Source organism: Mesorhizobium sp. WSM3626 (assembly GCF_000513935.1).
Classification (GTDB): domain Bacteria; phylum Pseudomonadota; class Alphaproteobacteria; order Rhizobiales; family Rhizobiaceae; genus Mesorhizobium; species Mesorhizobium salmacidum.
The window spans coordinates 269035-291250 of the sequence record NZ_AZUY01000001.1 but is presented as its reverse complement, the minus strand read 5'-3'; the positions used below and the strand labels follow the sequence as shown (position 1 = coordinate 291250).

Sequence of the window (22216 nt, the reverse complement as noted above, 5' to 3'; positions counted from 1 at the left end):
AATGGACCAGCATGCATGCTTGTTATGCGACTATGGATGCGTAGTCTCCGCAACCACGCTCTGTCCAGCACCAGAACAAGGAAGTTTCGATGTCCATCTCCGCCCCCTTCGTCTCAAGGCCCATGGACATCGAGAAGGACTGGATCGATTATAACGGCCATCTCAACATGGCCTATTACAACGTGCTGTTCGACCGCTGCTCGGACGAGGCCTTCGAGGCGATGGGCATGGGGCTGGACTATGTGAAAGAGCGGCGGCTCACCATCTACACCGCCGAAGTCCATGTCTGTTATGTGCAGGAACTGCACCTGGACCACAAGGTCACGGTCTCTTTCCAGCTCATCGATCATGACGAGAAGCGGCTGCGGGCCTATCAGGAGATCCGCCATGTCGATGGCTGGCTCGCCGCCACGTCCGAGACCTTGTCGTTGCATGTCGACATGTCGGGGCCGAAGGTGGCGCCCTTCCCGGCCGATGTGCTGGCCAGGATCGAGGCCATGCGTGCCGCCCATTCGGTGCTGCCGATGCCCGAACGCGCCGGCCGCTCGATTGGAATCAAGCGCAAGTAGGGCGAAGCCGGCATCCATCTCGCCCCATTAGCGCGAAGACCGGATCTGACTTCAAAGCCACACCCGAAACTCAAAATCGCAGAACCTCGGATATCCCGTAGCACCAGTGCTTGAAGCGCCTTCGCGCCCGCATTAACCTTACCGAGGTTTTAACGGGAACAAGCCATTTGAGCCGTTGAACGACTCAGCGGAGCGGTTGAAAACGTCCGCACAAGGGTTGTTTTAGCGGGCGGCGGGGCGAAGCCGGTTCGAGGAACGTGCATGAAAACCGACATCAAGGTCGAGGTGGACAGGCTGGCCGCCGATCCGCGCATATCAGACTACGATTTCTGGCGTTCGCTCAAGAATGTCGACAACGAGATCTTTCACATCGCCAACAACAACGAACCGATTCCATTCGACATGATCCGCTGGCGCAGCATCCTGAAGCGCGCCCGCCTGAAGCGCGGCCATGCATAGCGCCTGGGGCCGATACATCGCTTGCCCCGGGGATCAAATCCCCAGTTTCACGGCTGCCGCCTGATCGCCTCCAGCGGCGAGCGCGCGATCACCGGCGATGACTGGATGATCGCCGTATTGGTCATCGCATGGGGGATGATGCGGTCGATCACCCGTTCGAGTTCGGCGACCGAGCCGACATGCGCCAACGCGATGAAACAGTCCTCACCGGTCACCCGGTCGCATTGCGCGATTTCCGGCAGGTCGCGGATGATCTCGGCCACGACGGCCAATTGCCCAGGCACCGGCCGGATGCGCAGCCATGCCGATAGTTTCAGGCCAAGCGCCGCCGGATTGATTCTGACTGAATAGGCTTCGATCACGCCGTTTTCCTGCAGCCGCTTGATGCGCTCGGCCACACTCGGCGCCGACAGGCCGACCGAGCGCGCCAGCTCCGCCGTGCTGGCGCGCGCATCCTTTTCCAGCAGGCGCAGGATTTTCATGTCGGCCGCATCGAGGTCGATGTTTTCGCTTCGAAGGCGTTTCATGGAAAACTCCTTGCTTCCGAAAAAGAAATGATCGGATAACCGGATCATCATCCATATAAATCGGGACGATCGGCTGCGATACTGATCCCATGGATGACCCGACGCAAGTCTCAGCTGCAGGTCCCGACGCCATCAGGGCTGCCCTTGCCGGCCCCGCACTCACCGGGCTGGCGACAAGACTGCCGCCGCATCTCTGGTTCGCGGTCAGCGCGGTCTTCCACTATCTCGGGCCGGCCTTCGCCGTGCTGCTTTTCCCGCATGTCGGCGTGCTCGGCATGGCGTGGCTGCGCATCGCCGCCGCGGCGCTGATCTTCGCGCCGCTGACCCGCCCTTGGCGAACCTTCGCCCGTGCCGGCCCTCGGACGCGGCTCCTGCTCATTGCCTTCGGCGCCTGCCTGGCGGTGATGAACTGCTCGTTCTACCTGGCGCTTGACCGCCTGCCGATCTCGCTGGTGGCGGCGATCGAGTTCGTCGGCACCATCGGCATTGCGCTGGTCGGCCTAAGGAGCGCCCGCAATCTGGCCGCTCTCGCCATCGCCGTCACCGGCACCTTGCTGTTGATTGACGTCAAATGGTCAAGCGACCCGGCCGGGCTGTTCTGGGCTTTCCTCAACGGGGCGCTCTTTGTCGGCTACATCGTGCTTGGCCACCGTGTCGCCCGCGCGGGCGCCGGCGACGGCATCGCCGGCCTTGGTGCTGCCATGGCGGTCGCCTTTGTCGTCGTGCTTCCGATCGGTGTCACTGACGCGCTGCCCGCCCTTTTCTCGCCGCCGCTGCTCATCGCGGCCATAGGCGTCGGCATCTGTTCTTCGGTCATTCCGTATATCTGCGATCAGCTCGCCATGGCGCGGTTGCCGCGCGCGAGCTTTGCGCTGATGCTGTCGCTGCTGCCGGTCACCGCGACGCTGATCGGCATCGTCGTGCTGCGCCAGATTCCCGGCCCGACCGATTGCCTCGGCATCGCGCTGGTCGTGGCCGGCGTTGCCTTCCACAAACCAGTGGCTGATCGCGCCTAGGCCAGCTTCTGCTTGAGGAAGGCGATCGTCCTGCCCCAGGCGAGGTCGGCCGCCTTCTTGTCGTAGCGCGCCGCCGAGGTGTCGTTGTTGAAGGCATGGTTGGCGCCTTCATAGACATAGACCGTGTATTCGACATGCGCGGCGTCGAGTTCCTTCTTGAAGGCATCGATGCCGGCGTTGGTGCGCTCGTCCAAGCCCGCATAATGCAGCAGCAGCGCAGCCTTGATCTTCGACGCGTCGGCGGCCTTGGGCTGCATGCCGTAATAGGCGACGCTGGCGGCGAGGTCGGGCGCGTTGACGGCCAGCATGTTGGCCGTGCCGCCGCCCCAGCAGAAGCCGATGGCGCCGACCTTGCCATTGCCGTCCTTGTCGGCCTTGAGGAAGGCGACGGTCGCCACGCCGTCGGCCACGGTCTGCGCCGCGTCGAGTTTCCCGAACATGTCGCGCGCCTTGTCCTCATCAGTGGGCGTGCCGCCGAGCGGCGACAGGAAATCGGGCGCGAGCGCCAAGAAGCCCTCCAGCGCCACGCGCCGGGCGACGTCGCGGATATGCGGGTTGAGCCCCCTGTTTTCATGGATGACGATGACGGTGCCGAGCTTGCCGGTCTGGTTTGCCGGTTTGACCAGATAGCCTTTCATCTCGCCGCCGCTGCCGGGATAGGTGATGTCCTCGCCCTTCACGCGGGGATCGTTTTCGGCCACGATCGCCGCCTGGGCGGAGTTCGCCGCCAGCATCGGCACGATCGCGGCGGCCGCAGCACCTGATCCGGCAAGCCTGGTCAACTGCTCCATGAAGCGGCGGCGATCCAGCGTCAGATGCGTGTATTCGTCATAGGCGTCGATCATCGCCTGGGTGATGACGGGTTTGGTGGTGACGTTGGCCATCGGCTTCCTCGCTCTCTCGGCTTCGGTGTTCTTGTCGGTCGCAAGATAGGAGCGAGCCTCTCATCGTCCAGTCACCGGACCGTGACATCTCGCTGTCCTCCCGGCCGCCAATCGGTCGGCTGGAAGATCATCACGTTTTTGTCATCGGTGACAAATCTTGATGGCGCTGCCACAATAGTGGGGGAAACTCATAAAACGGTCGCGTCATGGTACGGTGCGGCCACGGTCCTGAAGGAGCGACACCGATGACCATGACCTCGCCGATCCTGGCAACCGTCTTCGTGGCAGCATTGGCCGCCGTTCTGGCGATGCGCGCGGCTGTTGTCGCGGCGAGCCGCAAGTCCATGGTCAAAGTTCGCAGCCGCCGGCGTCAGCCCACAAACATGAAAACCCAAGCTTGAGGTGAAGTCATGAACGTCCAGGACATCGTGAACACCGTCTCGCAGAAGGCCGGTCTTGACCAGGCTACGACCGAAAAGGTCGTCGGCACCATCCTCTCGGTGCTGGAGCACGAGGCCGAAGGCACCAGCGCGTCTTCGTTTTTCGCCAAGATCCCCGGCGCCGACCACCTTGCGCACCAATATGACGTCATGGCCGCCGCGCCGGCCGGCGGCGGCGGCTTCCTGTCGTCGCTGCAGGGTGCGCTTGGCGGCGTTCTCGGCGAGAAAGCCGGCGCACTGGTCAACGGCCTCGCCGCGCTCAAGGCATCCGGCCTCGACATGGCTCAGATCCAGAAGGCCGGCGAGACGCTTGTCCAGCAGGCCGAAGCCGCCGCCGGCCCCGATTTGACCAACCAGGTGCTCGGTTCGGTGCCCAGCCTGAAGGCCCATCTGGGGCTCGGCTGATCGTCGGATCGCCGAACCCCGGCACCGCCTATTTCGGCAGCGCGTAGGCCATCACATAATCGCCCGGCTTGGTGCCGACCGAGCCGTGGCCGCCGGCAACGATGACCACGAACTGCCGCCCGTCGGCGACCGTATAGGTCATCGGCGTCGATTGCCCTCCGGCCGGCAGCCGCGCCCGCCAGAGCTGCTTGCCCGATGTCAGGTCGTAGGCGCGCAGATAGTCGTCGACGGCGGCACCCAGGAAGGCAACACCGCCGGCCGTGATCATCGGCCCGCCAATGCCGGGCACCCCGACCTTCAGCGGCAACGGCAGTGGCGTCATGTCGTAGACGGTGCCGTTGCGGTGCTTGTAGGCAATGGTACCGGTTCGAAGATCGACGCCAGCGACATAGCCCCAGGGCGGCGCCTGGCACGGAATGCCGAGCGGCGACAGGAACGGTCCCATCACCACCGCATAGGGCGCGCCGTCATTGCGGTTCAGCCCCTGCTCGCTGCCCTTGGTGTCGCCCGGCGGCGGCACGTCGGCGCGGGGGATCAGCCTAGACGTGAAGGCGAGATAAGTCGGCATGCCGAACATCACCTGCCGCACCGGATCGACCGCCACGCCGCCCCAGTTGAAAGTGCCGAAATTGCCGGGGTAGACCAGCGATCCCTGCAGCGAGGGCGGCGTGTAGCGGCCTTCATAGCGCAATTTATGGAGTGCGATCCGGCAGGCCAGCTGGTCGAACATGGTGATGCCCCACATATCGGCCTCGGTCAGCGGCGGCGGGCTGAAGGAAAGGTCGGATACCGGCTGCGTCGGCGATGTGTGATCTCCTTCGATGGCGCCGCCCGGCGCCGGCACGTCCTTGACGGGGATGACCGGCTCGCCGGTGCGCCGGTCGAGCACATAGAGGTCGCCCTGCTTGGTCGGCCCGACGAGCGCGGGCACGACGGAGCCGTCAGCCTTGGTGATGTCGATCAGGCTCGGCTGCGCCGGCACGTCCATGTCCCAGAGGTCATGGTGCACGGTCTGGCGCACCCATTTCAACTGCCCGGTGTTGAGGTCGAGCGCGGTGATCGAGGAGGAGAATTTCTCCACATTGGCGCTGCGGCCCATGCCGAGCTGGTCCGGCGTCTGGTTGCCGAGCGGTACGTAGAGCAGGCCGAGCTTCTCGTCGGCGCTCGGGGTCGACCACATATTGGGCGAGTTGGCGGTGTAGGTCTGGCCGGCCGCCAGTGGCGTCGTCTGGTCCGGATTGCCGGAATCCCAGTTCCACAGCAGCTTTCCGGTGCTCGCATCATAGGCGCGGATGACGCCGGACGGCTCCTGCGTCGAATAATTGTCGTTGACCGCGCCGCCGACGATGATCTTACCGCCCGCGATCAGCGGCGCCGAAGTCGAGTAGTAATAGCCCGACTTCGGATACGGCATGTTGGCCAACAAATTGAGCGTGCCGCCCTCGGCGAAGGCCGGGCAAACCTGCCCGTTGGCGGCGTCGAGCGCGATCAGCCGGGCATCCGAGGTCGGCAGGTAGACGCGTGCCGCGCAGGGCTGACCGGCGGCGCCCGAAGCATCGGCATAATAGGAAACGCCACGGCAGGTCTGGTGCTGGCGGTCCTTGTCGAGCTTGACCTTGGGATCATAGCGCCACTTCTCCTTGCCGGTCGCCGCATCGACGGCGATGGCGAAGTTGTGCGGCGTGCAGATATAGAGCGTGTCGCCAATTTTAAGGGGTGTCACCTGGTAGGTGGTCTCGCCGACATCGTCCGGCCCCTTCACGTCACCGGTGCGGTAGGTCCAGGCCGGCTGCAGATTGGCGACATTGTCCGGCGTGATCTGGTCGAGCGGCGAATAGCGCTGGCCGAACTGCGTGCGCCCGTAATAGTGCCATTCGCCCGCCGGCACATCGCCGCCGAGATTGGCGTTGGGTATCACCTTGTCGGTGTCGAGCGCGCCGCCGATGTCCTTGGGGTCCGTGGTCATCGAATAGCCGGCCACCGCCAGCGATGCCAGCACGGCAAGGATCAGAGGCGCGCGGCCGTCCGGACCGGCAAGGCCCCGCCGCGCCCACGGCGTCAGCAGCCACAGCGCCACCAGCACGATGATGCCGCCACGCGGGCCGAGTTCCCACCAGTCGAAGCCGGTTTCCCAGACCGCCCAGGCCAGCGTGCCGAGCACGATTGCCGCATAGAGCCAGAGCGCCGTGGAACGGCGCCGGTAGAGCAGCCAGGCGGCGATCAGGAAGGCGAGACCGACAATGATGTAGTACCAACTGCCGCCCAGCGAGGCCAACCAGATACCGCCGGCGCCGACCGCCAGGCCGATGAGGAAGAGGATGAGGGAGGTGATGGTGACAGCCAAGATGATACTCCTTCGACTGTTGCGCGCATGAGGCGGCCTTGGGCAACCCGGCATTGTGTGCTGCCCCCTGCGCAACTTTCTCCCGACCGCCGCGCCTGTCAAGCGTGGGTCATGGGTCCGCGGCGGCAACCTCGTTTGTTCACAACGCCGGCCGCCATGTCGCTCAAGTGGCCGTATCAGGCAGTTTACCGGAACAAAACGTAGACAGTTCTGGTCTTTCGCTACCGAATCACTACATTCGGGGGCGATGTCCGGCTTTTCCGAAGACATGCCCTTTTTCGACGAACCCGATGCGCGGCCCACGGCCCCGTCGGGCATTGCCGCGCGCGCCATGGCTGCCCGCGGCGGCCAAAACAATGCGCCGGACTATCTGAGGGGGCTTAACCCCGAGCAGCGGCTGGCGGTGGAGACCACCGAAGGACCGGTTCTGGTGCTGGCCGGCGCCGGCACCGGCAAGACCCGCGTGCTGACCACCCGCATCGCCCACATCCTCGCCACCGGCAGGGCGTTCCCATCGCAGATCCTCGCCGTGACCTTCACCAACAAGGCCGCGCGCGAGATGAAGCAGCGCATTGGCATCCTGATCGGCGAAGGCAATGTCGAGGGCATGCCGTGGCTCGGCACCTTCCACTCGATCGGCGTGAAGCTGCTGCGCCGCCATGCCGAGCTTGCCGGCCTGAGATCCGACTTCACCATCCTCGACACCGACGACGTCGTGCGGCTGATCAAGCAGCTCATCCAGGCCGAGGGCCTGGATGACAAGCGCTGGCCCGCGAAACAGTTTGCCCAGATGATCGACGGCTGGAAGAACAAGGGCCAGGGCCCGGCCGACATCGCCGAGGGCGATGCGCGCAGCTTCGCCAACGGCAAGGGCCGCGAACTCTACAAGGCCTATCAGGAGCGGCTGCAGACGCTGAACGCCTGCGATTTCGGCGACCTGCTCTGCCACCCGATCCGCATCTTCCGCGCCAATCCCGATGTGCTGAAGGACTATCACCGGCGCTTCAAATACATCCTCGTCGACGAATACCAGGACACCAACACCGCCCAGTACATGTGGCTGCGCCTGCTGGCGCAAAGGCCCGAAGCGCCAAGGAGTGGTTCTCCGGGCGGTCGCGCTCCCACCGCGTCCAATTCGTCAGTCATCGACAGAACAGAAGTAGGGCGCTATAGGCCTCTAGCGCCTGAAGAAGGCCCACTGGAGCATAGCCATGGATCGGCTGCTTCGGCCGAAGGCCGCAAGCCCGACCGGGCGTCCGAGCCGTTGCGAGGCCACTCCCGCGACGCCGAAGGCGCGCAAAAAAGATGGGGCGGAGGGCCCGCGCCGGCAGGCGCGGAACAGCCCGTGAGCGAAAACAAAGTAAATATCTGCTGCGTTGGCGACGACGACCAGTCAATCTATGGCTGGCGCGGCGCCGAGGTCGATAACATCCTGCGCTTCGACAAGGATTTTCCCGGCGCCACCATCATCCGGCTGGAGCGCAATTACCGCTCGACCGCGCACATACTGGGTGCCGCCTCCCATCTCATCGCCTACAATGAGGGCCGTTTCGGCAAGACGCTGTTCACCGACCGCAACGATCCCGAGGACGGCAAGGTCAACGTCCACGCCGCCTGGGATTCGGAGGAGGAAGCCCGCGCCATCGGCGAGACCATCGAGGCCTACCAGCGCCAGAAGCATAATTTGAACGACATGGCGATCCTTGTCCGCGCGTCCTTCCAGATGCGCGCCTTCGAGGACCGCTTCATCACGCTCGGTCTGAACTACCGCGTCATCGGCGGCCCGCGTTTCTACGAACGCATGGAAATCCGCGACGCGCTGGCCTTCTTCCGCGTCGTCGCCAACAGCACCGACGACCTCGCCTTCGAGCGCATCGTCAACGTACCGAAGCGCGGCCTGGGCGAAGCGACCATCCGCCAGATCCACGACACGGCGCGCAGCCTGCGCATCCCGATGCTGGAGGCGGCGGGAACGCTTGCCGAAAGCGACGAGCTGAAGCCGAAGCCGCGCGCCGCGCTGCGCGAGGTCGCGGCCAATTTCGAACGCTGGCAGAAGGCGCTGGAAACCACGCCGCACACCGAGCTCGCCGAGACCATTCTCGAAGAGAGCGGCTACACCGACATGTGGAAGAACGACCGCTCCGTCGAAGCGCCCGGACGGCTCGAGAACCTGAAGGAGCTGATCCGCTCCATGGAGGAGTATGAATCGCTGCGCTCCTTCCTCGAACATGTCGCCCTGGTCATGGATGCCGAGCAGAATGCCGGGCTCGATGCCGTTTCCATCATGACGCTGCACTCGGCCAAAGGCCTCGAATTCGAGACCGTCTTCCTGCCCGGCTGGGAGGAAGGCCTCTTTCCCCACCAGCGCGCGCTGGACGAAGGTGGCCGCTCAGGCCTGGAGGAAGAGCGGCGGCTCGCCTATGTCGGCCTGACGCGGGCCAAGAAGAACCTGCATATCTGGTTCGTCTCCAATCGCCTCATCCACGGCCTGTGGCAATCGACCATCCCGTCACGCTTCCTCGAGCAACTGCCGGAAGCCCATGTCGAGGTCGCCGAAGCCGGCAATTCCTACGGCGGTTACGGCAATCCCTATGGCGGCGGCTCGTTCGCGTCCGGCCGTGGCGGCGGCCAAGGGGCAGGAAGACAGAACCCGTATGGCGCCTCGCGCTTCGACAATATCGGCGCCAATTCGGGTGGCGGGGAAAAGTCCGGCGCCTTCTCCAACACCTATTCCACGCCGGGCTGGCAGCGCGCACAGGCCAACCGCACCGAGGCGACCGACCGCAACTGGGGCACGCGCTCGGGCCATCAGGTCGAACGCATCGGCTATGGCGAGACAGACTCCGGCTACGGCGCCGGCCGCACCAGCGTGAAGGGCCGGACCATCGACGGCGAACTGGTCGCCAAATCCGTCTCCGACACGCCGTCGGCTTTCAGCGTCGGCGACCGCGTCTTCCACCAGAAATTCGGCAACGGCAATATTTCAGCCATCGAGGGCAACAAGCTGACCATCGACTTCGACAAGGCCGGCCAGAAACGCGTGCTGGAGGGGTTTGTCGCGGCGGTGTGAGTGGTTCAACGCCGTTGCGTTTGGGCAACAGTTTGAAATGATCGCCATCTTCCAATAATTCCCTGATGAAACAAAGCGTGAACGAGCATATACTGCGATCTATGCGCGATTCTCACGCATGCCCAAGCTAGCGAAGATGAAAAACATCACCACGAGTTTCGCGATCCGATTCATACGTTTATCAGCGTCCGCACCGACGAGCGGAGCGTGATTGACTCGCGACCATTTCAGCGCCTTCGTAATATCCATCAACTTGCGCTTACGTACTTGGTTTATCCCGGCGCGACGCATCGCCGGTTTGAGCACTCCCTCGGAGTGATGGACTTAGCGTCGCGAATATTCGACATCGTGACAAGTTCTGAAAATGTCGTCCACTCTGTGGTTCGAGATATTATACCTGATACTGATGCCCTTCGATATTGGAGAGCCGTTCTTCGCATGGCGGCACTTTGCCATGATGTAGGTCATCTGCCTTTTCACATGCTGCGGAACATAAATTACTGCCAAAAGGCTATGATCATGAGAGAATTACAGTTGACTTAATAAGATCTGACGAAATGCAAGCTATATGGGAGAGGATGACCCCTCCGCTCCGGGCGGATGACATCGTTAGGCTGGCAGTTGGACCAAAGAAGGCAAAAGGTTTAAGCTTTTCAACATGGGAGACAATATTATCGGAAATTATTGTTGGGGATGCGTTTGGCGCTGATAGGATAGATTACCTATTGAGGGATTCTTACCATGCAGGTGTTAAATATGGAAACTTTGACCACCATAGATTAATTAACACTCTGAGGATAGTTCCAAGGCAGGATCAGGGGTCGGACGAACCTGCGCTTGGATTGGAAAATGGCGGCCTGGAATCCTCAGAAGCACTGATGCTTGCTCGGCATTTTATGTACAAGCAAGTTTATCTTCACCCAATCCGCCGAGTCTACGACCTTCATTTGATCGATTTTTTAAACTCTTGGCTCGATGGCGGTGTATTTTCAGTATCTCTGGAAGATCATCTTGCAGTTTGCGATGCCGAAGTGATTTCGGCAATTCGCAAAGCTGCAAGCGATGCCTCAAGCGCATCTTATATTCATGCTTGCCGGATCGAGAAACGGGAGCATTTTCGCCTTTTTTACGCAACAAGTCCTGGCGACAAGATTGGCGGGGTCCTTCGACCCGGAGAGAAGCTATTTGAGCTTGCTCAAAAAGAGTTTGATCCTGCGCTTATCAGGCACGACTACATTCCACCCAAGATTGCGTCTCCGGATTTTCCGGTGAAAATGTACGATAATACGATTCAATCTTCCTTGAAGGTATCACAGGTTCTCATGGGTCTTCCAACTATCGAGGTCGACTCTCTTTTTTGCTGCAGGTCGATTTTGAGAGACGCCCTGAAGTGGCGCGATTCCATTCGCGCCGAGGCCTTGGACTTGGTCAAACAAACGGAAATGCTATGAACCCTGCCCATCAAGACGACAGAGTGTCGATCATACTCGATTTAACCATTAAATTGAAGCAGAAAGGGAGTTGGTGTGGTGAGACGCACATCCAGAAAACCGCTTTTATATTGAAAAGCTTTGGCGTCGACGAACTTGATTACGACTTTATATTGTACAAACATGGACCATATTCTTTTGAACTCCATAGCGAACTAGCTATAGTTCGGAATGCGAACTTAATTTCACTAGTGGTTTTGCAGGACCGTTATGGGCCATCCTTTGAGGTAACCGAGATATGGGGAACTCGCTTTCTTGAAAGACATCAGGAAAAGGTCAAGAGGATCAAAAAGAAGGTGAGTTTCGTTGTCGAATGGGTCGGCGATCGAGACGTAAAGTCCCTTGAAAAAATTGCCACCGCATTAATGATCATGAGCGAGAATCCGACCAAAACAGCTGATGCACGCGCTCAAATCCTTAACAGGCTTAAGCCTCATATTTCTCTCGCTGAAGCAGAGAATGCAACAAAACAGGTCGAACTTAAATTGGATGAGGCTAGGAGGCAGAAAATCTTCCCACAATAGTTAGCTTTTCCGAAAAATAGACTTATGGATTAGGCGGTTTAATCATCGTGAATTTCTAATCCACCTTCTTCTCGCCCTTCTCGCCAGCCTTCACGATATCCCCTGTGGTGAACAGAATCTCCTTCAGTTCCACGCGCCAGTCCGTCTTCTGGCGCAGCAGGAATTCGAGGTCCATGCCGAAATGCTTGAACTCCTCGCTCTGCGCGTTCTTCATGATCGCCTTGGCCTGCGGGTCCTTCTCTACCGACATGCGCTGTTCGTACCAGTTGATCGCTTCCGCCTCCTCGATCAGCGAGGCGATCATGCGGGCAAAGGTCCGCACTTCCTGCGACAGTTCTTCCGGCGGTTCGTGATACTGGTCGAAACCCATGTCGTCCTCCCTCAACGGCTCGCGAATGGAGCCAGGCATTGGCCCGCATCCATGAATGCGTGGGACGCGCCGCGGGTTCCGGGACAACGGCCACAATTCAGGACGGTGGATCCGCGAGCTATCTCACGACACCGGTGCCGCGCCGCCCTCTTCCGTGCGCCTCGCGATGAATGCGTCGAGCACGCCTGACGTGGCCGCCGTTGCCGGCGGCTCGAAATCGGCGAGGATGCGTTTCCAGATGCCGGTGGCGCGTTCGGTGGCGTTCTTCGACCCGCTTTGCGTCCAGTTGCCGAAATTCGACCAGTCGGCCACCAGCGGCTCGTAGAAGGCGGTGCGGTAGCGCGCCATGGTATGGCTGGCCGAGAAGAAGTGGCCGCCCGGCTGCACTTCGGCGATGGCCTCGAAGCCGATTGCGTCGTCGTCGCCGGGCGTTGTTGTACAAAGTTCCGCGACCGTCTGCAGCGCTTCGATGTCGGTGACCAGCTTTTCCAGGGAAACACTCAAGCCCCCTTCCAGCCAGCCGGCCGCATGGATGCAGACGGTGGCGCCCGAAAGCACCGAGCCCCACAGCGCGAACTGCGTCTCGTGCGCGGCCTGCGCGTCCGAAATGTTGGCAGCGCTGCCGCCGCCCGAGCGCCAGGGCAGACCGGTGAAGCGCGCCAGTTGGCCTGCACCGAGCGTGGCCTTGACGTGCTCCGGCGTGCCGAAGGCCGGGGCGCCGGATTTCATGTCGACATTGGAGGAGAAGGAACCGTAGACCACCGGCGCGCCCGGCCGCACGATCTGTGCCAGCGTCAGCCCGGCGAGCGCTTCGGCATGCTGCAGCGTCAAGGCGCCGGCCACCGTGATCGGCGCCATCGCACCGGCCAGGCAGAACGGCGTGATGATCAGGACCTGGCCCGCCTTGGCGAAGTCGATGATGCCTTGCGCCATGGGAATATCGAGCTGGCGCGGCGAGTTGGTGTTGATGACGGTGTAGCAATGCGCGCCCGAGCGGAACTCCTCTTCGGACAGCCCGCGGGCCAGCCTGATCATCTCGAAACTGTCATCGACCTGCGGCGTGCCGCGCGCGAACACGAATGGGAATTTGTCGGAGAGTGTCAGCTGCGCCCGATTGACGGCGTAGTGGCGAAAACGATTGTCGATGTCCTGCGGTTCGATACACGGTCCCAGCATGTGCAAGACATCGAAATGCTGCACCAGCTTGATGAGCTCCTCGAAGGCGACCAGCGTTCCGGGCCGCCGTCCGCGGTCGAGATCGGTGACGTTGGGCGCGCCGGAGCCCGCCAGGAATGTCATCGAGCCCAATTCGAGCGACAGGTCGCGAGCGCGCGCGCCTGCATTGGCGTGGATCGATCGCGGCGCCGAGGCTAAGGCTGCCACCACCATATCGCGGCCGATGCGCACCATGTCGGTTTCGGGATCGACCAGCGCGCCGGCGCGGGCGAGCATCTCGCGCGCCTCAGGCAGCAGCACCTTGATGCCCAGTTCTTCCAGCACGCGCAGCGCCGTGTCGTGGATCGACGCCACCTGGTCGTTGGAAAAGATCGGCTGCGGCAGGAATGGATTCTTCAGCGACCGGTAATTGGGCTTGCGGCTTGATTCGCTGCCGGCCTCGCCCGTGCGTCCGCGCCGGCGTTCGCGCCTGCTGTCCCGAGCCGCGTCATCGATCATCGCGAATTCCTCCTCATTGCCGCATCACCTTGCCCTAGGTCATAGGGCGAGGCCGCGAAGATCCGCGCAGGCCGTTCGACGCCGACAATGTGCACGCAAAGCTGCGTCCCCTCCCCGGCGAAATCGTCGTCCACCAACGCCAGCGCGACGCTCTTGCTGATCGTGTAGCCAAATCCGCCCGAGGTGACGAAGCCTACGCGGCGGCCTCAAGGCTTCCCTTCCGATCAGTTCGAAGCCGGCACTCTATATGTGCTAGACATATGTGTCCAGTACGCCAGCGGACCGGCATCGCGCACTGTCACGCAAGCATCATGTTCACGCCTTAGATCGCTTTTGGGGAGGCGCGCGCGGCATCGTCGATGCGGCACCTCATTCCGTTTTTGTCCTTCGGCCGCTCCGGCATGCTTCGTCACAAAGAGGATTGTCCATGAAACACCTGCACCGAACCGCCTCGCTCGGCGTCGCGCTGGCCTTGTTCACCGCCCTGACACCGGCGCTTGCCGACAGCGTGGCCTACATCAACAAGGGCCTGGTCGGCGTCGGCCGCATGCCGGCTGCTCAGCGCGACAAGTTCGGCGAGACCTTCGGCTCGGGCTCCGGCATGGCAATCGACACTACAGGCTGGACCCATGATGCCGGCACCTACAAGGGATCGCTCTGGCTCCTGCCCGACCGTGGCTACAATGTCGCCGGCACCACGGACTACCGGCCGCGCCTCAACACCATCGGCATCGAGTTCACGCCTGTCGCGCCGGGTGCTGCTCCCGCCGCCGGCCAGGAGCAGACGGGCGTCAAGGCGACGCTTGCCGACACCATGCTTCTCACCGACGACAAGGGCGCCGATGCCACCGGCCTCGATCCGCTGTCGGATGTACGCGCCGCGGCCGGCGACATGCCGATGCTGCCCGTCGCCACCAACGGCAAGCTCGCTCTCGACAATGAGGCCATCGTGCGGCTGCCCGACGGTTCGATGTTCATCTCCGACGAGTACGGCCCCAACATCTACAGGTTCTCCGCGCAAGGCCGCCTGATGTCGGCGACCCAGCCGCCGGCAGCCCTCGTGCCGATGCGCAAGGGAACGCCGAACTTCTCCTCCGACAATCCCGGCCCGGGTGCCGCCGACCCTGATCCGAAGGATCCCGAAACCGGGCGCCAGAACAACCAGGGCCTCGAAGGCATGGCGATGACGCCGGACGGCAAGTTCCTGATCGCCGTGCTGCAGTCGGCGCCGAGGCAGGACGGCGGCGATTCACCCTCGACGCGCCAGAACACCCGGGCGTTGGTTTACGATGCCTCCGACCTCGCCCATCTGAAGCTCGCGCATGAATACGTCGTGCCGCTGCCGGTGTTCAAGGACGCCAAGGGCAAGACCAAGGTCGCCGCGCAGAGCGAGATCGTGGCGCTTTCGGACACATCCTTCCTGATGCTGGCGCGCGACAGCGGCAACGGCCAGGGCCTGAAGAAGGGTGATGCGTCGCTCTACCGCCAGATCAACATCGTCGATGTGTCCGGGGCGACCGACATCGCGGGCGGCGCCTTCGACGCGGCCGACAAGCCGGTCGCACCCAAGGGCGTGCTTGATCCCTCGGTGACCCCGGCCAAGCTGACGCCGTTCATCGACATCAACGATGCCGCCGAGCTTGGCCGCTTCGGCCTGCATAATGGTGGGGCGAAGGACCACAATGAGCTTTCGGAGAAATGGGAAGCGATGTCGCTGGCCAGCGTCCTCGATCCGAAGCTGCCCGACGACTATTTCCTGTTCGTCGGCAACGACAACGACTTCCTCGCCCAGGACGGCTTCCAGGTCGGCGCATCCTACAAGGCCGATGACGGCGCCGATGTCGACACCATGTTCCTAGTCTATCAGATGACGCTGCCGGGTCTCGGCAAGAAGTAACGATCACTGCACAGGCGGGCGCGCCTGGCGCGTCCGCCTGAGCAGGTCGTGAAGGCTTACTTCAAGAACTCGGCGTCCTTCGGCACGCCCGCATCGATCGGCTCGGCCGTCCTGCCCGACACGGCCATGATCTTGCCGGCGGCAGACAGGTTGGGCCGCACGAAGACCTGGGCGGGGCCGTTGACGCGGCCGTAGAGGTCGATGATGTCCTGGTTCATGAAGCGCACGCAGCCGGACGACGCGTTCTTGCCGATGGAATCCCATTCCGGCGTGCCGTGCAGCCGGTACATCGTGTCCTTGCCGTCGCGGAAGAGATAGAGCGCGCGGGCGCCCAGCGGGCTCTGCGGTCCGGGCGGCATGCCGTCCTTGTATTTCGCCAGTTCCGGCCGGCGCTGGATCATTTCCGGCGGCGGCGTCCACACCGGCCACTTCTTGCGCGCTTGGACCACGGCGCTGCCGGTCCATCCGAAACCGGCCTTGCCGAGGCTGACGCCGTAGCGGATGGCCTTTCCGCCGTCGCGCACCAGATAGAGGAAATGCTCGGAAACATCGACGACGATCGTGCCAGGCTTTTCGCCGGTCGGATCGGCCACGATCTGGCGCACGAACTTCGGATCGAGCTTGGCAACCGGGATGGCCGGCAGTTGATAACCCTCGTCGGTGCGCGCCGCATACATGGTTGCGGTATCGCCGACAGCCGGCTCGCTTGGCGCAGCCGACGGCGGGACCGGCGCCACTGCCGGCGGCGCCACATCGGTCGTGGTGCACGCCGAGAGAACGACGGAAGCGCAGCCCAAAGCGGACGCGCCAACAAACGCGCGCCGGCTCAGGCGCTCAGGAACAAGCGGAATATCGGACATGAACCCCCCGGTGAGAAACGCGGCCCAACGCGCTTGGGATCAATATCCCATTCCGGTGGCTTTGAGAACAGGATGGACCATGGCATGAGCACCGTGGACCGCGCTTCCCGCTGCCCCCGCATCGACCTGTCGGGTTGAATCTGCAATCATCGCGCACCGGACTCGAGATAGGCTTTGTCGGCCATGAACGAAAAAATGCCCGCGCGTCGGCGCACCGGCGACCTGACCAGCGGCCCGATCCCACGCACGCTGCTGCTCTTCGCCTTGCCGGTGCTCGGCTCCAACGTGCTGCAATCCCTGAACGGCTCGGTCAATGCCGTTTGGGTTGGCCGCTTCCTCGGCGAATCGGCGCTGACGGCGACCTCCAACGCCAACCTTGTCCTGTTCCTGATCCTCGGCACGGTGTTCGGCATCGGCATGGCGGCCACCATCCTGGTGGCGCAGTCGGTCGGCGCGCGCGACCTGCCCGAGGCGCGCCGCATCGTCGGCACCAGCGCTACTTTCTTCTTCCTCGTTTCGGTGGTCTTCGCGGTCTGCGGCTGGATCTGGGTCGACGCCATCCTGGGCGCGCTTGGCACGCCGGCCGACGCCTTGCCGCTCGCACGCTCTTACCTGCGCATCATCTTCGTCGCCGTGCCGATGATGAACCTCCTGTCCTTCGTCATGACCGTGCTGCGCGGTGCCGGCGATTCCCGCACGCCCTTCATCTTCATGGCGCTGGCGGTCGTGCTCGACATCGTGCTCAATCCCCTGCTCATCCGCGGCATCGGCCCGTTTCCCGAACTCGGCATCGCCGGTTCCGCCACCTCGACGCTGATCGGCCAGACCGTGAGCGTTATCGCCATTCTCGTCGTGCTCTACGCGCGCAAACATCCATTGCGGCTGGCCGGCGCCAATCTCGCCCTGCTACGCCCGGATCCGGCGCTGCTGCGCATCGTCGTCTTCAAGGGCGTGCCGATGGGCCTGCAGATGATCGTGATCTCGGCGGCGGCACTGACGGTGATGGGCATCGTCAATTCCTATGGTTCGCAAGTCGCCGCCGCCTACGGCATCGCCGCGCAGCTCTGGACCTACATCCAGATGCCGGCGCTCGCGATCGGCGCCGCGGTTTCTTCCATGGCGGCGCAGAATGTCGGCGCCGGCCGCTGGGACCGGATCGGCCGCGTTGCCGCCTCCGGCGTCGGCTTCAACCTCGTCCTGACCGGCGCCCTCGTCGCGCTGCTATGGGTCTTCGACCGCTCGATCCTGGGCCTGTTCCTGAGCAGTGACAGCGCCGCGATCGATATCGCCGCCCACATCAACACCGTAGCATCCTGGTCGTTCATCCTGTTCGGCATCACCATCGTGCTGTTCGCCACGGTGCGCGCCACGGGTGCCGTGATGCCGCCGCTGATCATCCTGGTGATCTCTGTGCTCATCGTGCGCACCGGCTTTGCCTATTACATGCGCGGCGTGATCGGCGAGGAAGCGCTGTGGTGGTGTTTCCCGGCCGGTTCGATCGCCTCGCTGGTCCTGGCCGCGGCCTACTACCGCTTCGGCGGCTGGCGCACCTTGCACATGATCGAGAACAGGCCGGCTGCCGGCGAGCCGCCCGACACGGGGCTCGGCGTGCCGCGCCAGCGCGCGAACATGACACCTGAAACGCCGAACGGCTGAAGCGCGGCTGCTGGCGCGGCTGTCTCAGCGCCTCTGTCTGAGCCCGAAGGCGAGCGCCACCAGCGCGAACACGATGATCATGGCCGCGAAGGCCAGGCTCGCGGCGACAGGGCTGGCATAGGTCGACACGACGCCGATGCCGATGACAGGCAAGGCATTGCCGACAAAGCAGCAGACGAAGAAGCTGGACACCACTTCGGCACGGCGGTCCTGCGGTGCGATCTCGTTCACCACCTGCAGGCCGCCTCGGTAGCCAAGCGCGGCCGCGACACCGCAGCAGGCCGTCGCCACTATCATCAGCGTCATCGAGGCCAGCATCTGCGCCGCCACCAACACCAGCACGCTAGGGATCATCAGGGCCAGGGCGGCCAGCATGGCCTTGCTGCTCTGCACCCGCATCAGCAACACGATGCTGGCCGCCGCGACGATCGCCAGTTCAAAGAACAGTGCGCCGGCAACGGCATGGTTCGTTTCGTTCAGCTGCTGCGCCAGGATGCTCGGCGCCAACGCGGCATAGAAGCCGACCAGCGCCATCGCGCCGAAACCGGTCACCGCCGGCGCGACGAAGTGCGTGCGTATCTTCTGAGGTACGGAGAGGCGCGGCCGCATCGAAATCCGCCCGAGGCCACCCGGCTTCGCCACCGTTTCACGGGTGCGCCAGACCAGGACCGCCACCACCGCGAGTGCCACGAGATAGACGACGAAGACCAGCCGCAGGGGCCAGGGCTCGTATTGAGCCAATAGGCCCGATATCAGCGATCCGAAACCGAGACCGAGGAAATTGGTGCTGGTGGTGATGACGCTGGCACGCGATTTGTCGGCGGCGGGGAGAAGCTCGGCAATCCAGGCGGTTCCCGTTCCGGCGCCAACGCCGATGCCAAGCCCGCTCAGGATGCGCGCCACGTCGAGCGAGACGACATTTCCGGCGAACAGGAAGATAAGCGCGCTGACAATGGCCACGATCATCGCCGCCAGCGCAGTGGGCCGGCGTCCGACAACATCCGACACGCCGCCGAACACCAGCAAGGCGCCGAGATTGCCGACAACATAGACCGCGTAGATCAGCGTCAAGGTAATCTGCGAAAAGCCGAATTGCTGCTTGTAGATGATATAGAGGGGCGTCAGCGCCGTGCTGCCGGCAAACAGCACCGCGATCATCGCCGCGACAGTCGGGATCGCGAGGACGTCGCCGGCCTCGTTCTGAGTTTGCGCCAAATCACGAAAGGCCATGGCCAACCTCGTCATCAGTTTCAGGGATCGCGACGTTAACGCGCCCTTCCCGCCGGCGTTCCGGTCAACGGCTACCCTCCTGACACCACGGTGGGCCTTGCCTGACCAGGCCGATGAACGCACAAATGCGGATCGGGGCCAGCGGCCCCCATCCATCACGGCACCCCTTGTGCCGCATCAGACGCTATCAATCCGTTTGCAGGAAACCGGGCCTACTTGCAGGAAAAACCGGGCGCGATCTTGCACTTGCCGGGACGCGGCTTGTGCGGTGGGCGATGGTGCGGCGGGCGGTGATGGGGCCGATGGTGCCAGTATGGCGGGCGATGCGGCGGGCGCGCGATGATAACCGGCGGATGCACGACTTGGGCTCGCGAGAGATAGCCGGAGCTGGCCCAGCCGCTGACACCGCCGCCATGGATCCTGCACCAGCCAGGCTGGCAGCCGGTCACGTCAACCCGGAAGCCGGCCGGCAGCGTCCCGACCTTGGCGTATTCCGCGCCAGGCCCGGTACGAACGTTGAGGCTGGTCGTGGTATGGGCGCCGTAGGCGAAAGCCGCGGCGGACGTCCCGAAGACGGCGGCTAGGATGGTCGCTATCGCAAGCAGAAATCGAAATCTCATCGGTCCCTTCCATCGAGTGCCGGCCGTTCGACTGCTTCGGCCGGGACAGCATCGCAACGGGAGAGGCCGCGGCGAGAAAAGTCAACAAGCTGCCAGGGCCGATCACCACGATCACCGGCCCTGCGTGGAAGTTTCCCCTGATATAGTTGAGGAATTTTCCTCGCACTGTTTATCGGCGCGCCAACATCCGCTAACGATTTACTATCTTTCGGCAATTCGTCGCGGACCGGGGTGGTGATCATGGGCAAAGGCAGGGTCGAGGCATTCACCGACGGCGTGGTGGCTATCATCATCACCATCATGGTGCTGGACCTGAAGGTGCCGGAAGGCGAGGATTTTTCGGCGCTGCTGCCGCAGTGGCCGATCTTCCTATGCTACGTGCTATCCTTCATCAATGTCGGCATCTACTGGAACAATCTGCACAACATGTTCCACACCGTGCAGCGTGTCGACGGCCACGTGCTGTGGGCGAACCTGCATCTGTTGTTCTGGTTGTCCCTGATGCCGATGACGACCGCCTTCATGGGCGAGAACCATTTCGCCACGGTTCCCGTCGCGGTTTACGGCTTCGACCTTGTAATGTGTGCGACCGCCTACAGCATCCTGGTCATTGCGCTGCATCGGCTGCATGGGCCGGATACCGCATTCGCCAAGGCGATCGGCCGCGACCGCAAGGGAAGGATTTCGCTTGCCGTCTACATAGCGGCCGTTGGGCTGACCTTCCTCGACCGGTGGATCGGCGTCGCGCTCTATGTCGCCGTCGCCTTGGTCTGGCTGGTGCCGGACACGCGTTTTTCGCGCGTTCTCGAAAAATAGCTCTTTGTCCGGCGCAATTCCCTAGGGAAAGCGCTATGCGCTTTTCCCGGGAAAACCGCTTCACACTTTACCTGGAATTGCTTAACCGCGCATCGCCTTCAGCTTCTCCGCCACGGAAGCGGCAAGCTCGGCATAGCGCTCTTCCAGCCGCTCCGCCGCCTTGATGATCGAGAAATCATGGCCGAACTTCTCCAGCGCCATGCGCAGCTTCTCGACGAACTCCGCTTGCTTTTCCAATGCGGAGAACAAGGTTTTCACCTGGGCTTCGCTGATATCCGGGTTGGCCAGCATCTGTGGCACCTCGCGCCCCATCTGGTCGCCGGTGGCGGTCTGCTCCTTCAGAATTGCAACCCAATCCGTCAATCGGAAATCTCCCTTTTGGCATCGCAGCATGCGCAGCCACGACCGGACTGGTCAACCCGACAAGCCCCGACGGCGGCTTGCACAAGCCCGTTCCGGCGCTAAGTTCGGCGCCATCGAAAAAGGAAAGCATCGCCGATGATCCCCGATACCGAGATCCAGACCGCCTTGCCCGCGCTTGGCCAAGGCAATACCGCCGTCATCACCGGCGCCGCCAGCGGCATTGGTCTTGCGGCGGCCAAACGGCTGGCGCTGATGGGCATGAAGATCGTGCTCGCCGACATTGGCGGCCCGCGCCTCGACGATGCCTCGCGAGCCGTTGCCGCGATTGCCGGCGACGACGCCGTGCTTGCCGTTGCATCGGACGTGTCGAAGGCCGATGAGGTGGATCGTTTGGCCGACCGGGCATTCGGCGCCTTCGGCGACGTCTCGCTGCTGATAAACAATGCCGGCGTCGGCGACAACCCGGGAAAACCCTGGGACAACCGCGACGGCTGGAAACGGCTGCTCGACATCAATTTCTGGGGCGTCGTGCATGGCGTCGAAGCCTTCGCGCCACGCATGCTCGCATCGGCCAAGCCGGGCCTGATCGTCAACACCGGCTCCAAGCAAGGCATCACCACGCCGCCCGGCAACCTCGCCTACAACGTTTCCAAGGCCGGCGTGAAGACCTTTACCGAGGGTCTGGCGCATGCGCTGAGGAATGAGCCTGGCGCCCGCCTGTCGGCGCATCTGCTTATCCCCGGCTTCACCTATACCGGCCTGACCGAAGGCGCGACGGAAAAGCCGGCGGGGGCGTGGACCGGTGAGCAGGTGATTGATTTCATGCTGGAATCGCTGGTCAGGGGTGACTTCTACATCCTGTGCCCCGACAATGAGGCCGCGCGGCCGCTGGACGAAAAGCGCATGGCCTGGGCGATCGGCGACATCATCGAAAACCGCCCTGCCTTGTCGCGCTGGCACCCCGACCACAAGGATGCGTTCGCGGCGTTCATGAAAGGCTGA

Annotated in this window: 22 protein-coding genes; 12 read left to right on the top strand and 10 right to left on the bottom strand. The window is 62.9% G+C overall.

Annotated features, from left to right (window positions below):
• Window positions 1–89 precede the first annotated feature (89 nt).
• Both M653_RS0101460 and M653_RS0101455 read left to right on the top strand, forming a co-directional pair.
• Window positions 90–569, top strand: coding sequence for a thioesterase family protein (locus tag M653_RS0101460; RefSeq protein ID WP_027141684.1), 480 nt, complete (start codon window positions 90–92; stop codon window positions 567–569).
• A gap of 261 nt (window positions 570–830) precedes the next feature.
• Window positions 831–1028, top strand: a complete 198-nt coding sequence (locus tag M653_RS0101455) for a hypothetical protein (protein WP_015317249.1) — start codon at window positions 831–833, stop codon at window positions 1026–1028.
• A 47-nt stretch (window positions 1029–1075) separates the two neighbouring features.
• Here M653_RS0101455 and M653_RS0101450 read toward each other — a convergent pair whose 3' ends face one another.
• Window positions 1076–1555, bottom strand: a complete 480-nt coding sequence (locus M653_RS0101450; protein WP_027141683.1) for an Lrp/AsnC family transcriptional regulator — start codon at window positions 1553–1555, stop codon at window positions 1076–1078.
• An 89-nt stretch (window positions 1556–1644) separates the two neighbouring features.
• On the opposite strand from M653_RS0101450, the gene M653_RS0101445 reads away from it, so the two are divergent.
• Window positions 1645–2571: a DMT family transporter gene (locus M653_RS0101445; RefSeq protein WP_027141682.1), complete on the top strand. Its 927-nt coding sequence runs from the start codon at window positions 1645–1647 to the stop codon at window positions 2569–2571.
• On the opposite strand, the gene M653_RS0101440 is transcribed toward M653_RS0101445, so the two are convergent.
• The gene (locus M653_RS0101440; protein WP_027141681.1) at window positions 2568–3455 is read right to left on the bottom strand and encodes a dienelactone hydrolase family protein; all 888 of its coding nucleotides are present in this window, start codon (window positions 3453–3455) and stop codon (window positions 2568–2570) included. The two genes, M653_RS0101445 and M653_RS0101440, sit on opposite strands and share 4 nt — an antisense overlap.
• 245 nt (window positions 3456–3700) lie before the next feature.
• Here M653_RS0101440 and M653_RS1000000137195 point away from each other — a divergent pair, with 245 nt between their 5' ends.
• Window positions 3701–3856, top strand: a complete 156-nt coding sequence (locus M653_RS1000000137195) for a hypothetical protein (protein ID WP_084636349.1) — start codon at window positions 3701–3703, stop codon at window positions 3854–3856.
• 9 nt (window positions 3857–3865) lie between these two features.
• Window positions 3866–4300 (top strand): hypothetical protein, encoded by a 435-nt coding sequence (locus M653_RS0101430; protein WP_027141680.1) that lies wholly within the window; start codon window positions 3866–3868, stop codon window positions 4298–4300.
• Between the two features lie 28 nt (window positions 4301–4328).
• Here the strand turns inward: M653_RS0101430 and M653_RS0101425 are convergent, their stop codons facing one another.
• The gene (locus M653_RS0101425) at window positions 4329–6644 is read right to left on the bottom strand and encodes a glucose/quinate/shikimate family membrane-bound PQQ-dependent dehydrogenase (protein WP_027141679.1); all 2316 of its coding nucleotides are present in this window, start codon (window positions 6642–6644) and stop codon (window positions 4329–4331) included.
• A 247-nt stretch (window positions 6645–6891) separates the two neighbouring features.
• On the opposite strand from M653_RS0101425, the gene M653_RS0101420 reads away from it, so the two are divergent.
• The 3 genes from M653_RS0101420 to M653_RS0101410 all read left to right on the top strand — a co-directional run bounded on the left by M653_RS0101420 (window position 6892) and on the right by M653_RS0101410 (window position 11728).
• Window positions 6892–9714, top strand: a complete 2823-nt coding sequence (locus M653_RS0101420; protein ID WP_027141678.1) for a UvrD-helicase domain-containing protein — start codon at window positions 6892–6894, stop codon at window positions 9712–9714.
• Between the two features lie 578 nt (window positions 9715–10292).
• A complete protein-coding gene (locus M653_RS1000000134250; RefSeq protein WP_198028648.1) occupies window positions 10293–11165 on the top strand; it encodes a hypothetical protein in 873 nt (290 codons plus the stop codon).
• Window positions 11162–11728, top strand: a complete 567-nt coding sequence (locus M653_RS0101410; RefSeq protein ID WP_027141677.1) for a hypothetical protein — start codon at window positions 11162–11164, stop codon at window positions 11726–11728. The genes M653_RS1000000134250 and M653_RS0101410 overlap by 4 nt, the downstream gene beginning before the upstream one ends.
• A gap of 55 nt (window positions 11729–11783) precedes the next feature.
• Here M653_RS0101410 and M653_RS0101405 read toward each other — a convergent pair whose 3' ends face one another.
• From M653_RS0101405 to M653_RS1000000137530, 3 genes are all read right to left on the bottom strand, one after another.
• A complete protein-coding gene (locus tag M653_RS0101405) occupies window positions 11784–12098 on the bottom strand; it encodes a hypothetical protein (protein ID WP_027141676.1) in 315 nt (104 codons plus the stop codon).
• A 123-nt stretch (window positions 12099–12221) separates the two neighbouring features.
• Window positions 12222–13772: a trimethylamine methyltransferase family protein gene (locus M653_RS0101400; RefSeq protein ID WP_027141675.1), complete on the bottom strand. Its 1551-nt coding sequence runs from the start codon at window positions 13770–13772 to the stop codon at window positions 12222–12224.
• Complete coding sequence (locus M653_RS1000000137530; RefSeq protein WP_084636347.1) at window positions 13769–13933, bottom strand: hypothetical protein; 165 nt, start codon at window positions 13931–13933, stop codon at window positions 13769–13771. Before M653_RS1000000137530 ends, M653_RS0101400 begins: the two co-directional genes overlap by 4 nt.
• Window positions 13934–14199: 266 nt before the next feature.
• Here M653_RS1000000137530 and M653_RS0101390 point away from each other — a divergent pair, with 266 nt between their 5' ends.
• A complete protein-coding gene (locus M653_RS0101390; protein ID WP_027141674.1) occupies window positions 14200–15669 on the top strand; it encodes an esterase-like activity of phytase family protein in 1470 nt (489 codons plus the stop codon).
• A 56-nt stretch (window positions 15670–15725) separates the two neighbouring features.
• On the opposite strand, the gene M653_RS0101385 is transcribed toward M653_RS0101390, so the two are convergent.
• Entirely contained in the window at window positions 15726–16529 is an 804-nt protein-coding gene (locus tag M653_RS0101385; protein WP_027141673.1) for a L,D-transpeptidase, read from the bottom strand.
• A gap of 183 nt (window positions 16530–16712) precedes the next feature.
• Between M653_RS0101385 and M653_RS0101380 the strand changes: the two genes are divergently transcribed.
• Window positions 16713–18185 (top strand): MATE family efflux transporter, encoded by a 1473-nt coding sequence (locus tag M653_RS0101380; protein WP_027141672.1) that lies wholly within the window; start codon window positions 16713–16715, stop codon window positions 18183–18185.
• 24 nt (window positions 18186–18209) lie between these two features.
• Here M653_RS0101380 and M653_RS0101375 read toward each other — a convergent pair whose 3' ends face one another.
• Window positions 18210–19415 carry an MFS transporter gene (locus M653_RS0101375; protein ID WP_027141671.1) on the bottom strand — a complete coding sequence of 402 codons (1206 nt, stop codon included), beginning with the start codon at window positions 19413–19415 and terminating at the stop codon, window positions 18210–18212.
• A gap of 212 nt (window positions 19416–19627) precedes the next feature.
• On the bottom strand, window positions 19628–20035 hold the full coding sequence (locus M653_RS1000000134885; protein WP_027141670.1) for an SH3 domain-containing protein: 408 nt from the start codon (window positions 20033–20035) through the stop codon (window positions 19628–19630).
• 240 nt (window positions 20036–20275) lie between these two features.
• On the opposite strand from M653_RS1000000134885, the gene M653_RS0101365 reads away from it, so the two are divergent.
• Window positions 20276–20851, top strand: a complete 576-nt coding sequence (locus tag M653_RS0101365) for a TMEM175 family protein (protein ID WP_027141669.1) — start codon at window positions 20276–20278, stop codon at window positions 20849–20851.
• 81 nt (window positions 20852–20932) lie between these two features.
• On the opposite strand, the gene M653_RS0101360 is transcribed toward M653_RS0101365, so the two are convergent.
• On the bottom strand, window positions 20933–21214 hold the full coding sequence (locus M653_RS0101360) for a hypothetical protein (RefSeq protein WP_027141668.1): 282 nt from the start codon (window positions 21212–21214) through the stop codon (window positions 20933–20935).
• A gap of 135 nt (window positions 21215–21349) precedes the next feature.
• Here M653_RS0101360 and M653_RS0101355 point away from each other — a divergent pair, with 135 nt between their 5' ends.
• Window positions 21350–22216, top strand: a complete 867-nt coding sequence (locus tag M653_RS0101355) for an SDR family NAD(P)-dependent oxidoreductase (protein ID WP_027141667.1) — start codon at window positions 21350–21352, stop codon at window positions 22214–22216.

Excerpts from the sequence above, each read along its gene's own strand:
- M653_RS0101460 (WP_027141684.1), top strand. The coding sequence starts at position 90 with ATGTCCATCTCCGCCCCCTTCGTCTCAAGGCCCATGGACATCGAGAAG.
- M653_RS0101455 (WP_015317249.1), top strand. The coding sequence starts at position 831 with ATGAAAACCGACATCAAGGTCGAGGTGGACAGGCTGGCCGCCGATCCG.
- M653_RS0101450 (WP_027141683.1), bottom strand. The coding sequence starts at position 1,555 with ATGAAACGCCTTCGAAGCGAAAACATCGACCTCGATGCGGCCGACATG.
- M653_RS0101445 (WP_027141682.1), top strand. The coding sequence starts at position 1,645 with ATGGATGACCCGACGCAAGTCTCAGCTGCAGGTCCCGACGCCATCAGG.
- M653_RS0101440 (WP_027141681.1), bottom strand. The coding sequence starts at position 3,455 with ATGGCCAACGTCACCACCAAACCCGTCATCACCCAGGCGATGATCGAC.
- M653_RS1000000137195 (WP_084636349.1), top strand. The coding sequence starts at position 3,701 with ATGACCATGACCTCGCCGATCCTGGCAACCGTCTTCGTGGCAGCATTG.
- M653_RS0101430 (WP_027141680.1), top strand. The coding sequence starts at position 3,866 with ATGAACGTCCAGGACATCGTGAACACCGTCTCGCAGAAGGCCGGTCTT.
- M653_RS0101420 (WP_027141678.1), top strand. The coding sequence starts at position 6,892 with ATGTCCGGCTTTTCCGAAGACATGCCCTTTTTCGACGAACCCGATGCG.
- M653_RS1000000134250 (WP_198028648.1), top strand. The coding sequence starts at position 10,293 with ATGACCCCTCCGCTCCGGGCGGATGACATCGTTAGGCTGGCAGTTGGA.
- M653_RS0101410 (WP_027141677.1), top strand. The coding sequence starts at position 11,162 with ATGAACCCTGCCCATCAAGACGACAGAGTGTCGATCATACTCGATTTA.
- M653_RS0101405 (WP_027141676.1), bottom strand. The coding sequence starts at position 12,098 with ATGGGTTTCGACCAGTATCACGAACCGCCGGAAGAACTGTCGCAGGAA.
- M653_RS0101400 (WP_027141675.1), bottom strand. The coding sequence starts at position 13,772 with ATGATCGATGACGCGGCTCGGGACAGCAGGCGCGAACGCCGGCGCGGA.
- M653_RS0101390 (WP_027141674.1), top strand. The coding sequence starts at position 14,200 with ATGAAACACCTGCACCGAACCGCCTCGCTCGGCGTCGCGCTGGCCTTG.
- M653_RS0101385 (WP_027141673.1), bottom strand. The coding sequence starts at position 16,529 with ATGTCCGATATTCCGCTTGTTCCTGAGCGCCTGAGCCGGCGCGCGTTT.
- M653_RS0101380 (WP_027141672.1), top strand. The coding sequence starts at position 16,713 with ATGAACGAAAAAATGCCCGCGCGTCGGCGCACCGGCGACCTGACCAGC.
- M653_RS0101375 (WP_027141671.1), bottom strand. The coding sequence starts at position 19,415 with ATGGCCTTTCGTGATTTGGCGCAAACTCAGAACGAGGCCGGCGACGTC.
- M653_RS1000000134885 (WP_027141670.1), bottom strand. The coding sequence starts at position 20,035 with ATGAGATTTCGATTTCTGCTTGCGATAGCGACCATCCTAGCCGCCGTC.
- M653_RS0101365 (WP_027141669.1), top strand. The coding sequence starts at position 20,276 with ATGGGCAAAGGCAGGGTCGAGGCATTCACCGACGGCGTGGTGGCTATC.
- M653_RS0101355 (WP_027141667.1), top strand. The coding sequence starts at position 21,350 with ATGATCCCCGATACCGAGATCCAGACCGCCTTGCCCGCGCTTGGCCAA.